Raw genomic sequence first — 11,829 nt, forward strand, 5'->3', positions numbered from 1 at the left:
ACGGGAAAGAAGGCTACCGTTGTACCGTGCCCGAACTTCCGGAGGTGGAAGCGCTCGCCGGTTACCTGCGCGAGCGTGCGGTGGGCCGCCGCGTCGAGCGGTTCGAGGTCGCCGCGATCAGCGCGCTGAAGACGTACGATCCGCCGCCGAGCGCGGTCGCCGGCCGTGCGGTCACCGGCGCCGGCCGGTACGGCAAGTTCCTGGACGTGCGGTTCGACGAGGGTCTGCACCTGGTGGTCCACCTGGCCCGGGCGGGCTGGCTGCACTACCGGGAGGCGTTCCCGGCGACGACCCCGCTGCGGCCCGGCAAGGGCCCGATCGCGGTGCGGGTACGCCTCGACGACGGCTCCGGCTTCGACCTGACCGAGGCCGGCACCCAGAAGAAGCTGGCCGCCTACCTGGTCACCGACCCGGCGCAGGTACCGGGCGTGGCGAAGCTCGGGCCGGACGCGCTGGAGGCGGACCTGCCGACCTTCGCCGAGCGGCTGCGCAGCCGCCGGGGTCAGGTGAAGGGCGTGCTGACCGACCAGTCGGTGCTCGCCGGGGTGGGGAACGCGTACTCGGACGAGATCCTGCACGCGGCGCGGCTCTCCCCGTTCGCGATCACCGACCGGCTCACCGACGACCAGCTCGCCGGTCTGCACGCGGCGACGCGGACGGTCCTCGGCGACGCGGTACGCCGGTCGATGGGGCAGCGGGCCGCGGAGCTGAAGGGCGAGAAACGTTCGGGCCTCAAGGTGCACGCCCGCAAGGGGCTGCCGTGTCCGGTCTGCGGCGACACGGTGCGGGAGGTCTCGTTCGCCGATTCGAGCCTCCAGTACTGCCCCACCTGTCAGACCGGTGGCAAGCCGCTGGCTGACCGAAGGTTGTCCCGCCTCGTACGGTGAGTAATGGCATTCGCCGGTTACCGAGTGGAATCGACCCGGGATCGCCGATGCTCCCGGTCCGCCCCTCTACCCGAGCCGTCATCCATCGGTATAGTGGCTCGGTCCCCGGCTTCACAACTGATTCGGAGCCGGCCAGATCTCACCGAGCACCAGCGGAACGGCTTCCTCGCGGGGGCCGGTCCGGGCCGGGCCCGCGTGGGAGACTGGGACGGTGAGCGACCCGGGCCCTCACGCCGAGTGAGGACGCGGGTCATGCGGGAGGACATGGGTTGAGGTGACGACAAGCCTCCAGCGCCCGGTAACCGACAGAGGCCGGAGCAAGAGCGTGCGGCACGTCGACAGCTTTGAGATCCAGCCGCCGACTCCGCCGTCGCACAACGGCGTACCCCGGTCGGCGTGGGCCCGAGCCCGGCGCCGGGTGTCCCGGTGGCACCGGCCCTACATCGCATTCCTGCTGCTGCTCGACTTCGGCGCGGCCGCCCTGGCCAGCTTCCTGGCCGTGCAGATCTTCGAGCAGGCCGCCTCCGGCTTCCGGAACGCGCCCGAGGCGTGGTTCTACACCGTGGCCTTCGCGCTCCTGCCGCTCGGCTGGGTGCTCATCCTCTGGGGCAACCGGGCCTACGACCGGCGCTACCTTGGCCTCGGCCCGGACGAGTTCAAGCGGGTGATCCGCGGCGGCGTCGCGGTCGCCGCGACGGTCTCGTTCCTCGCCTTCGCCACGAAGACCACCCTGTCCCGCTGGACGGTCGGCTTCGCGCTGCTCGGCGCCCTGCTGCTGATCCTGCTCGGCCGCATGATCGCCCGGGCCTGCCTGCACGCTCTGCGCCGCCGCGCCGGCCACGCCGGGCACCGGATGGTGCTCGTCGGCACGCTTCCGGAGTGCCTGGAGGTCTACACCACAGTCACCCGGAACCCGTCCGTCGGCCTCGTGCCGGTGGCCATCCACCTCACCGACGGGTACGCCGCCGCGCGCGGCCTGGAGACCCCGGTGCCGGTGTACGCGGGCCGGGACGTACTGGCCCTGGTGCGTGAGGTCGGCGGCGACACGATCGCGGTCTGCGGCTCGGCCAGCGCCGAGCCGGGCGAGCTGCGCCGGCTGGCCTGGCAGTTGGAGGGCTCCGGCGTCGATCTGGTGGTTGCGCCCCAGCTCACCGACATCGCCGGTCCCCGGGTGCACATCCGCCCGATCGAGGGCCTGCCGCTGCTGCACGTCGAGGAGCCGACCCTGTCCGGGCCGGCGCTGCTGGTCAAGAACCTGATGGACCGGGTCGCCGCCGGGCTGGGCCTGCTGCTGCTGGCCCCGCTCTTCCTCGCCATCGCCGTCGCCATCCGGATCTCCGACCCCGGGCCGGTCTTCTTCCGTCAGCCCCGGGTGGGGCACGAGGGGCGGACGTTCCGGGTCTGGAAGTTCCGGACCATGTACGTCGACGCCGAGGAGCGGCTGGCCGGCCTGGTCGACCAGAACGAGACCGACGGCATGCTGTTCAAGATGAAGCAGGACCCCCGGGTCTTCCCGGTGGGCCGCTTCCTGCGTGCCACGTCGCTGGACGAGCTGCCCCAGCTGATCAACGTGCTCTGGGGCGAGATGTCGCTCGTCGGCCCGCGCCCGCTGCCCGCCGACGACGGCGACTTCCTCGGCGACGTCCGGCGCCGGCTGCTGGTCCGGCCGGGCATGACCGGTCTGTGGCAGGTCTCCGGCCGCTCCGACCTGTCCTGGGACGAGGCGGTCCGGCTCGACCTCTACTACGTCGACAACTGGTCGCTGGCGTACGACCTGAGCATCCTGTGGCGGACCGTGGGCGTGGTGCTGGCCCGCAAGGGCGCGTACTAGCGCTACCGGGCCGGCACCCGGCAGGATCGCTGCGTGGGTGGCAACCTCTCCGCCGTCTTCGCCGTCGTCTCGCTGGTCACCGCGTTGGCCGCGGCGCTCTGGGCGGTGCTGCGGCTGCGCGGCCGGCGGGGCATCGCCACCGCCACGCAGCGGGCCACGTACGAGGTGCTGCACACCGCGGGGCTCGCCGCCGAGCCGCTGCGCGCCGGCCTGACCGCGGCGGACGCGGCGAAGGCCGTACGCCATCTGCGGGCACTCGTGGGCGCGGCCGGGCTGGCGCTGACGGACCGCGACGCGTTGCTCGCGGTCGACGGGCAGGGCGCGCACCACGGCGACCAGCTGGTCGCGGCGGCCCGGCGGGCGGCCGACAGCGGGCGCTCCACAGTGCTGGGCGAGTCGGAGCTGCGTTGCGACCTGGTCGACTGCCCGGTACGCGGCGCGGTGGTCGCGCCGCTGCGCGCGGACGGGCGGGTGGTCGGGGCGCTGGTGGCGGTGGCCGACGAGCGCCCGGCCCCGGGTCTGGTGCAGGCGACGCTGGAGACCGCGCACTGGGCGGGTGACCAGCTCGCGCTGGCCGAGCTGGAGTCGTCGCGGGAGCGGCTGGCGCGGGCCGAGGTACGCGCGCTGCGCGCTCAGATCAGCCCGCACTTCATCTACAACGCGCTCACCGCGATCGGCTCGTTCGTGCGCACCGACCCGGAGCGGGCGCGGGAGCTGATCCTGGAGTTCGCCGAGTTCACCCGCTACTCGTTCCGGGCGCACGGCGAGTTCACCACGCTGGCCGAGGAGCTGCGTTCGATCGACCGCTACCTGACCATCGAGCGGGCGCGTTTCGGCGAGCGGCTCCAGGTGCGCCTCCAGATCGCGCCGGAGGTGCTGCCGGTGACGCTGCCGTTCCTCTGCCTCCAGCCGCTCGTGGAGAACGCGGTCCGGCACGGGTTGTCCCGCAAGCCGGGCACCGGCATGGTGAGCATCGAGGCCCGGGACGCGGGCGCGGAGTGTCACATCACGGTGGAGGACGACGGGGTGGGGATGGATCCGACGACGCTTACCGCCGGCATCGCCGAGGTGTCGGGCGCGGCCGGCGACCCGGCCGACGACCCGGGGCAGCACGTCGGCCTCTCGAACGTCGACGAACGGCTCCGGTCGGTCTTCGGGGACGGCTTCGGCCTGGTGGTGGAGACCGGCCTGGGTTCGGGTACGAAGGTCAGCATGCGTGTGCCGAAGTTCCACCCCGGCGTCCGGGCGTCGTCGTGACCGTCACCGGCACCGGTTTCCTCCGGGTGCTGGCGGTGGACGACGAGCCGCCCGCGCTCGACGAGCTGGCGTACCACCTGCGCGCCGACCCCCGGGTGGCCCGGCTGCACACGGCCGGGGACGCGACCGAGGCGCTGCGCGTGCTGCGCGACGACGACGTGGACGTGGTGTTCCTCGACATCCGGATGCCGGGGCTGGACGGCATGGAGCTGGCCCGGGTGCTGCGCCGGTTCGCGCGGCCGCCGGCGATCGTGTTCGTCACCGCGTACGACGACGGCGCGGTGGACGCGTTCGACCTGGGCGCCACCGACTACGTGCGCAAGCCGGTACGCGCCGAGCGGCTGGCCGAGTCGCTGCGCCGGGTGATCGGCTCCCGGGTGGTGCCGTCGCATCCGGCCGCGCTGGCCCGGGCGGAGGAGGATCCGACCATCCCGATCGAGCTGGCCGGCACCACGCGGATGCTGCCCCGCTCGGCGGTGCGGTGGGTGGAGGCGCAGGGCGACTACGCGCGGCTGCACACGGCGGAGGGGTCGCACCTGGTCCGGGTGTCGCTGGCGACGCTGGCCGAGCGCTGGGCCGATGCCGGGTTCGTCCGGATCCACCGGTCGTATCTGGTGCAGCTGCGGCTCATCGCCGAGCTGCGGCTGGTCAACTCCGGCTACGTGGTGGTGATCGACGGATCCGAGCTGCCGGTGAGCCGCCGGCACACCCGGGAGCTGAAGGACAAGCTGGTACGCGCCGCGAAACAGGACTGGAGCCGCTGAGGGACGGGGGCGTCGGGAGCGCTGACGTACAATGTACGGCAGACCGTACGACAGGGTGGGGGACCGCATGTCCGACGACCGCTTCGACGCCGCTACCGAATTCGACCGCCAGCTCGACCGCCTCGTGCAGCTCGGCTACCCGGCGCTGGCCGGGCAGACCGAGAATGAGTTCCGGGCGCTGCTCACCCCGCTGCGCGACGCGGCGGTCACCGGTGCCGCCGGACTGGCCGGGCCCACCGACGCACGGGTGCCGTTCCTGCTGGTGACCACGCGGGAGCTGGTGCCGGTGCCGGAACGCATCGCGCTCACCACGCTGGCCGGCAAGCGCAAGGCCGGCGTCCTCGACCGCAACTTCCCCGCCGACGACCTGCCCACCTTCCACCCGATCAAGGAGCTGGAGGTGCCGTCCGGTCCCGCGTACCTGCTCTTCGACGTGGACCGGGGCGAGGAGTACCGCAACGTGCCGCCGTCGGCCGCGCTCGAGGACATGACCGCGAAGGACCGGCTGCCGATCACGATCGACGAAGGGCTGGCGTTCGTCACGTTGCACCCGCAGGCGCTGGCGAGCAACAGGTGCTTCTCGCTCGTGGGGTCGCGCTGCGGCGACCGGCGGGTGCCGGCGCTGTGGATCAGCCAGGGCGCGCCGAAGCTCGGGTGGTGCTGGTTCGGCAACCCGCACACCTGGCTCGGCTCGGCGACCGCGAACCCGGTACGGGTGGGGCTGAGCTGACGCTGTCCACAACGACTCCACGCCATCCACCGGGTTATCCACAACCGTGAAGCGTTATCCACAGGTTGTGCACAGGGCTCGGAACCGTGCTCTTGACATTCCCGCTGAGCGGGCGAGACTGCCGGGGGTGACCGGAGCCGCGGAACAGCATCCTTCGGGGCGGCCCGCCGAGGCCGCCCCGGTTCCCGGCCCGCGCGCGTCCACACCGCTCCGCGAGCCGGGCAGCGGGCCGGCGCCGGCCGCCGCGCCGAAGCGGACCCGGATCGTGCTGGCCGAGGTCTCCCGGACCGGCGACCCGGCCGACCGCACCCGTTCCGAGCTGACCCAGCAGACCCCTGTCGGCGAGACGCTCGTGCAGGGGCTGATGCGCGCCCAGCTCTCCCTCGCGCTGCGGCTCAGCCTGCTGGTGCTGGTCGGGCTCGGCGGCCTGCCCTGGCTGTTCGCCATCGCGCCCACTGTCGGCCGGGTCACGGTGCTCGGGGTCAACCTGCCGTGGCTGCTGCTCGGCGTCGTGTCCTTCCCGTTCCTGATCGTCGTCGGCTGGGCGTACGTGCGCCTGGCCGAACGCAACGAGCAGGACTTCGTCGACCTGATCCGACGGCCGGAACACTGATGTCCAACGGCTACGTGGTCCCGGCGATCGTCGCCGTCACCCTGGTCACCGTCGGCATCGGCTTCTACGGGCTGCGGCTGGCCCGCACCACCTCGGACTTCCTGGTCGCGTCCCGGTCGGTCAGCCCGACCTGGAACGCCGCCGCGATCGGCGGGGAGTACCTGTCGGCGGCGAGCTTCCTCGGCGTCGCCGGGCTGATCCTCAAGTACGGCGTGGACGTGCTCTGGTACCCGGTCGGCTTCGCCGCCGGATACCTGGCGCTGCTGCTGTTCGTGGCCGCGCCGCTGCGCCGCTCCGGCGCGTTCACGCTGCCCGACTTCTGCGAGGTGCGGCTCGGTTCCCGCCGGCTGCGGACGCTCGCCACCGTCTTCGTGATCTTCATCGGCTGGCTGTACCTGGTGCCGCAGTTGCAGGGCGCCGGGCTGACGCTCGCCACGCTCACCGGCTCGCCGTACCCGCTCGGCGCGCTGCTCGTCGCCGTGGTGGTGACCGCGAACGTGGCGCTGGGCGGCATGCGGGCGATCACCTTCGTGCAGGCGTTCCAGTACTGGCTCAAGCTCACCGCACTCGCCGTACCCGCCATCTTCCTGGCGTTGCAGTGGCAGGCCGACGCCCGCCCGGCGGTGACCCCGCCCGACGGACCGACGTTCCGGACCGCGACCACAGTCGTGGTCGAGCACCGCGCGACGCTCACCCTGCCCGACGGCGACATCCGGGAGGTACGCCCCGGCGACCGCCTGGAGTTCGCCGCCGGTGACCCGGTGCCGGAGGTGTCCGGCGCGGCGACCGGCGCCACCGAATGGCTGCTGCCGGACACCGCCGGCGAGGACGACCGAGGGCTGTTCGCCACGTACTCGCTGATCCTGGCCACGTTCCTCGGCACCATGGGCCTGCCGCACGTGCTGGTCCGCTTCTACACCAACCCCGACGGCGCCGCCGCCCGCCGCACCACGCTCGTGGTGCTGGCGCTCGTCGGCGTCTTCTACCTGCTGCCCACCGTGTACGGCGTGCTGGGCCGCATCTACACCCCGCAACTGCTGGTGAGCGGCCAGACCGACGCGGTGGTGGTGCTGCTGCCCGGTGCCGCGCTCGGCGACGGCACCACCGGCCGGCTGCTCGCCGCGCTCGTCGCGGCCGGCGCGTTCGCGGCGTTCCTGTCCACCTCGTCCGGCCTGCTCACCAGCGTGGCCGGGGTGATCTCCACGGACGTGCTGGGGCGCGGCTCGGTACGCGGCTTCCGGCTCGCCACGGTGATCGCCGGCGGGGTGCCGGCGGTGCTCTCGCTGAACGTCTCCGGGCTGGACGTGTCACAGGTGGTGGGGCTGGCGTTCGCGGTGGCCGCGTCGAGCTTCTGCCCGCTGCTGGTGCTCGGCATCTGGTGGCGCGGCCTGACCGACCTGGGCGCCGCCGCCGGTGTGCTGGTCGGCGGCGGCGCGGCCGTCGGTGCGGTGCTGCTCACCGTGCTCGGCCCGCCGCTGACCGGGTGGCCGGCGACGCTCACCACGCAGCCGGCCGCGTGGACGGTGCCGCTGGCGTTCACCGTCATGGTGGTGGTGTCGATGGCGAGCCGGCGTCGGCTTCCCCGCGACGTCGGCGCCACCATGCTCCGCCTGCACACCCCGGAGTCGCTGCGCCTGTAGGCGCTACTCCCCAGGTAGGAGCAGAAGATCACCCTGCCGCCCGAGCAGCCGCTGGCCGGAGCCCGATACGGTCGGACCATGACCGATCAGCACCCCGCGCTCTCCCTTCGTGGTCTGGCCAAGCGCTTCGACACCAAGGTCGCGGTGGCGGGCGTCGACCTCGCCGTGCCGACCGGCTCGTTCTACGGCCTGCTCGGCCCGAACGGAGCGGGCAAGACCACCACCCTCTCCATGGCCGTCGGCCTGCTGCGGCCCGACGCCGGTGAGGCGAGGGTGCTCGGGTACGACGTCTGGGCCGACCCGGTCCGAGCCAAGAGCCTGCTCGGTGTGATGCCCGACGGCGTACGCCTCTTCGACCGGCTGAGCGGGGCGGAGCTGCTGGCGTACCACGGTCTGCTGCGCGGCATGGACCCGGCGGTGGTCGACCAGCGGGCGGCGGAGCTGCTCGACGTGCTGGCGCTCTCCGACGCCGGCCGCACGCTGGTGGTCGACTACTCGGCGGGCATGAAGAAGAAGATCGGGCTGGCCTGCGCGCTGCTGCACGGTCCGCGCCTGCTGGTGCTGGACGAGCCGTTCGAGGCCGTCGACCCGGTCTCGGCGGCGCTGATCCGCGACATCCTGCACCGGTACGTCGGCGGCGGCGGAACGGTGATCTTCTCCAGCCACGTGATGGAGGTGGTCGAGCGGCTCTGCTCCCACGTGGCGATCCTGGCCGAGGGCCGGATCAAGCGGGTGGGCACGCTGGCCGAGGTGCGCGGCGACCGGTCGCTGGAGGACGTCTTCGTGGAGGTGGTCGGCGGCCGGACCGCGACCGGCGAGGAGCTGTCGTGGCTGTCCCGGTGACCGTCCCCGAGCGTCCGGCCCGGCGCGTGTCGCCCTGGCACTTCGTCCGGCTCAAGCTGCGGGTGCTCGGCAACAACTTCCGGGGTCAGACCTGGCGGGTCGCGCTGTTCGTCCTCGGCCTGCTGTTCGGGCTCTGGTTCGCCGCCGTCGGGTTCTTCCTGCTCGCCGCGCCGGGGCTGGCCGGCGAGTCCCGGTACGCGCTGATGATCGCCGCGTTCGGCGGTGGCGTTCTGACGCTGGGCTGGCTGCTCCTGCCGCTCGTCTTCTTCGGCGTGGACGAGACGCTCGACCCGGCCCGGTTCGCGCTGCTGCCGCTGTCCCGCCGCACCCTGGTCACCGGTCTGCTCGCCGCCGCCCTGGTCAGCGTGCCGGCCCTGGCGACGGCGATCACGGCGGCCGGGCTGGTGGTCACCGCCGGCGCGCTCGGTGGATGGGCGGCCGCCCTGGTCGGCGCGCTCGGCGTGGTCGTCGGGCTGCTCGTCTGCCTGGCCGGTGCCCGCGCGCTGACCAGTGCGTTCGCGACGATGCTGCGCTCCCGCCGGGTACGCGACCTGGCCGCCGTGCTGCTCGCGGTGCTGGCCGCGCTGCTCGGGCCGTTGCAGTTGCTGGTGCTCGCGGCGGTACGGCAGACCGACTGGGACCGGCTGGACGGTGTGGCCCGGGTGGTCGGCTGGACGCCGTTCGGCGCACCGTGGACCGCCGGCGTGGACGTGGCCCAGGGGCGGACCGGTGCGGCGGTGGTGAAGCTGCTGATCGCGGTCGCGACGCTCGGCGTACTCCTGTTCTGGTGGTCGCGGTCGCTGGAGTCGGCGATGGTGGGCACCGCGAGCAGCGGCCCCGCGCGGACGCCGCGCGCTGTGGCCGGCGGCGCGGTCGCGCAGCTCTTCCCCCGCGCGGTGGGCTGGGCCCGGCGGGACCGGTTCGGCGCGATCGTCGCCCGGGAGTGCCGCTACTGGTGGCGGGACGCCCGCCGCCGGGCCAACCTGATCACCGTCGCAGTGGTCGGCGTGTTCGTGCCGCTGATGGTCAACCTGGGCGGCCCCGCGTTCCTGTCCGAGGGCGGCGCCGCGTTCGACCAGGCGACAGCCGATTCCTCACCGGCGATGGTCAGCCTCACCATGGTCTTCGTGGGGGCGCTCGCGTCGTTGACGCTCGCCAACCAGTTCGGCTTCGACGGCAGCTCGTTCGCGGCGAACGTGGTCGCCGGTGTGCCGGGGCGGGTGGAGCTGCGGGCCCGGATGGCCGCGTTCTCGATCTACGTGGTGCCGATGCTCCTCGTGATCGCGGTCGCGCTGGCCGTCGTCCTCGGCCGGCCCGAATGGCTCGGCGTGATGGGTGGCGCGTTGTTCGCCGCGTACGGCTGCGGGCTCGCGATCAACGCGTTCGTCTCAGTGCTCGGCGCGTACTCGTTGCCCGAGTCGAGCAACCCGTTCGCCCTGAACAGCGGCGCGGGCTTCACAAAGGGCCTGCTCACCCTGGTCTCCATGGTCGGCTCCGCGGTGGTGGCGGTGCCGTTCGTGGTGGCCGCCGCGCTGCTCGGCGACGTGTGGCTCTGGCTCGCGCTGCCGGTCGGGCTGGCGTACGGCGGGGGCGCGGCGCTGCTCGGCGCGTACATGGCCGGGGACACACTCGATCACCGGCAGCCGGAGCTGCTGGCGAATGTCACCCCGAGGCGCTGATGCCTGTCGTCGAAGCGGTCGTCACCGTCCCGGTCCCTCCGGAGCTGGCGTTCGCCGTCTCCCAGACCACCGCCCCGGTGCGGTACCGCTGGGATCCGTTCGTCCGCGAGCAGCACTTCGTCGACGGCGCGACGCGGCCCGGGCGGGGCGTGCAGACATTCACCCGCTCCCGGCACGGCCTGGTGATGGTCAGCGAGTACGTGTCCTGGTCACCGCCGACGAACGTCGGCATGAAGATGGTGCGCGGACCGTGGTTCTTCGAGCGGTTCGGCGGCGGCTGGCGGTTCGCGCCCGGCCCGGATCCCGGCACCACGATCGCGACGTGGCGGTACAACTTCCGCTGCCGGCCCGCGTTCCTGCGCCCGGTCGCCGAGCGGATCGGGGAGCGGTTGCTCGGGCGCGACATCCGGCGCCGGATCGCCGGGTACGCGGCCGGCTGCGCCGACCCGGAGGTGCTGGCCGCCGCCCGCCGGTTGCTCGACGACGACTGATCCGCGCGTCTCGGGCTGCCGTCAGGCGGTGCGGCGCATCGCCGCGTAGACGTGGTGGCCGTCGCCGACGCTGAGCACGTTCACCAGGTCCCAGCCGTAGTTCGACAGGTGCTCGACCGCCGCCATGAGCGGCGGGAACCCACTGCTGCCCCACTTGTGCCGGGCGATGACCATCAGGTGCCGGTACGGGTAGGCACGGAGATCGACCTGACCACCGAGAACGGCGTCGGCGCTGACCATCCGGTCCTGGGCGAGCTTCTGCGGTGGGACGAGAGCCATGCCCGGCAGGGTAGGGCGTTCCGTCGAGCCTCGCCCGGTGGCGGGCGGCACAATGTTTCACGTGAATCCAGAGCCGGGCGCGCAGATCCACTCCACCGATCCGTTCGCGGCGCCGGCCGCGCAACGCTCGCCGGTACGCCGGCTGCGCGGGCGGCTGGCCGCCCCGGTGACGCTCTGGACCGCGCCCGGTCCGGCCGGGCTGACCGTCTCCTCCACGCTGGTGGCCGAGGGCGAACCGGACCGGCTGCTCGGCCTGGTCGACCCGGAGTCGGACCTGTGGGCGGCGATCGAGGAGGCGGGACGGTTCGCGGTGGCCCCGCTGGGTCCGCAGCATCGGCAGCTCGCCGACCGCTTCGCCGGGCTGTTCCCGTCGCCCGGCGGCCTGTTCGCGCTCGACGCCTGGACCGAGACGCCGTACGGCCCGGTGCCCGCCGACGCCGGCGGGTGGGCGGGCTGCCGCCTGGACACCGCCCGCGAGTACGGCTGGGGCCTGCTGGTCGAGGCCACGATCGAGTCCGTGGACCTGCCCCGGGACACACCCCCGTTGCTGCACTACCGGGGCCGCTACCACGACCTCCCCGGCTGACCCCTCTCCTCCGTCGATCATGAGGTTGGCCGCGCTCCGCGTCCGATTTGTCGCCGTCAACCTCATGATCGACCGGGTGGGGGGTGACCGGTTAGCGGAGTGACGTGGGTCACTGGGCGCAGTGGGGGTGCCGTTCGGCGCAGCCGTTCGCCGCCCGGCGGCGGAGCCTTCCCGGGCCGGGAGCGCGCTCTCTACCGTGCGCGAAACTCCCCCACGCCTTGCGAAGGTG

The 11,829-nt window shown here is 73.1% G+C and carries 12 protein-coding genes; 11 read left to right on the top strand and 1 reads right to left on the bottom strand.

Annotated elements, in window-relative coordinates; genetic code table 11:
• Positions 1-26: 26 nt before the first annotated feature.
• From IF06_RS0119365 to IF06_RS0119410, 10 genes are all read left to right on the top strand, one after another.
• Positions 27-887 (top strand): Fpg/Nei family DNA glycosylase, encoded by an 861-nt coding sequence (locus IF06_RS0119365; RefSeq protein WP_013289285.1) that lies wholly within the window; start codon positions 27-29, stop codon positions 885-887.
• 325 nt (positions 888-1,212) lie between these two features.
• Complete coding sequence (locus IF06_RS0119370) at positions 1,213-2,718, top strand: sugar transferase (RefSeq protein ID WP_013289286.1); 1,506 nt, start codon at positions 1,213-1,215, stop codon at positions 2,716-2,718.
• Positions 2,719-2,751: 33 nt separating this feature from the next.
• Positions 2,752-3,975 carry a histidine kinase gene (locus tag IF06_RS0119375; protein ID WP_013289287.1) on the top strand — a complete coding sequence of 408 codons (1,224 nt, stop codon included), beginning with the start codon at positions 2,752-2,754 and terminating at the stop codon, positions 3,973-3,975.
• Positions 3,972-4,739 (top strand): LytR/AlgR family response regulator transcription factor, encoded by a 768-nt coding sequence (locus IF06_RS0119380; RefSeq protein WP_013289288.1) that lies wholly within the window; start codon positions 3,972-3,974, stop codon positions 4,737-4,739. Before IF06_RS0119375 ends, IF06_RS0119380 begins: the two co-directional genes overlap by 4 nt.
• 67 nt (positions 4,740-4,806) lie before the next feature.
• Positions 4,807-5,469 (top strand): DUF5701 family protein, encoded by a 663-nt coding sequence (locus tag IF06_RS0119385; RefSeq protein ID WP_030272666.1) that lies wholly within the window; start codon positions 4,807-4,809, stop codon positions 5,467-5,469.
• A 262-nt stretch (positions 5,470-5,731) separates the two neighbouring features.
• Entirely contained in the window at positions 5,732-6,082 is a 351-nt protein-coding gene (locus tag IF06_RS0119390) for a hypothetical protein (protein ID WP_174361831.1), read from the top strand.
• Entirely contained in the window at positions 6,082-7,722 is a 1,641-nt protein-coding gene (locus tag IF06_RS0119395; protein ID WP_013289291.1) for a cation acetate symporter, read from the top strand. The genes IF06_RS0119390 and IF06_RS0119395 overlap by 1 nt, the downstream gene beginning before the upstream one ends.
• Before the next feature lie 78 nt (positions 7,723-7,800).
• Positions 7,801-8,565, top strand: coding sequence for an ABC transporter ATP-binding protein (locus IF06_RS0119400; protein ID WP_013289292.1), 765 nt, complete (start codon positions 7,801-7,803; stop codon positions 8,563-8,565).
• Complete coding sequence (locus IF06_RS0119405; RefSeq protein ID WP_030272667.1) at positions 8,550-10,244, top strand: hypothetical protein; 1,695 nt, start codon at positions 8,550-8,552, stop codon at positions 10,242-10,244. Before IF06_RS0119400 ends, IF06_RS0119405 begins: the two co-directional genes overlap by 16 nt.
• Positions 10,244-10,735 (top strand): SRPBCC family protein, encoded by a 492-nt coding sequence (locus tag IF06_RS0119410; protein WP_030272668.1) that lies wholly within the window; start codon positions 10,244-10,246, stop codon positions 10,733-10,735. Before IF06_RS0119405 ends, IF06_RS0119410 begins: the two co-directional genes overlap by 1 nt.
• A gap of 21 nt (positions 10,736-10,756) precedes the next feature.
• Here IF06_RS0119410 and IF06_RS0119415 read toward each other — a convergent pair whose 3' ends face one another.
• Positions 10,757-11,014, bottom strand: a complete 258-nt coding sequence (locus tag IF06_RS0119415; RefSeq protein ID WP_013289295.1) for a hypothetical protein — start codon at positions 11,012-11,014, stop codon at positions 10,757-10,759.
• Here IF06_RS0119415 and IF06_RS0119420 point away from each other — a divergent pair.
• The gene (locus IF06_RS0119420) at positions 11,013-11,600 is read left to right on the top strand and encodes a flavin reductase family protein (RefSeq protein WP_318528075.1); all 588 of its coding nucleotides are present in this window, start codon (positions 11,013-11,015) and stop codon (positions 11,598-11,600) included. The two genes, IF06_RS0119415 and IF06_RS0119420, sit on opposite strands and share 2 nt — an antisense overlap.
• Positions 11,601-11,829 lie beyond the last annotated feature (229 nt).

This window comes from Micromonospora globosa (genome assembly GCF_000717585.1).
Taxonomy (GTDB): Bacteria; Actinomycetota; Actinomycetes; order Mycobacteriales; family Micromonosporaceae; genus Micromonospora; species Micromonospora aurantiaca.

Excerpts from the sequence above, each read along its gene's own strand:
- IF06_RS0119385 (WP_030272666.1), top strand. The coding sequence starts at position 4,807 with ATGTCCGACGACCGCTTCGACGCCGCTACCGAATTCGACCGCCAGCTC.
- IF06_RS0119395 (WP_013289291.1), top strand. The coding sequence starts at position 6,082 with ATGTCCAACGGCTACGTGGTCCCGGCGATCGTCGCCGTCACCCTGGTC.
- IF06_RS0119400 (WP_013289292.1), top strand. The coding sequence starts at position 7,801 with ATGACCGATCAGCACCCCGCGCTCTCCCTTCGTGGTCTGGCCAAGCGC.
- IF06_RS0119410 (WP_030272668.1), top strand. The coding sequence starts at position 10,244 with ATGCCTGTCGTCGAAGCGGTCGTCACCGTCCCGGTCCCTCCGGAGCTG.
- IF06_RS0119420 (WP_318528075.1), top strand. The coding sequence starts at position 11,013 with ATGCCCGGCAGGGTAGGGCGTTCCGTCGAGCCTCGCCCGGTGGCGGGC.
- IF06_RS0119415 (WP_013289295.1), bottom strand. The coding sequence starts at position 11,014 with ATGGCTCTCGTCCCACCGCAGAAGCTCGCCCAGGACCGGATGGTCAGC.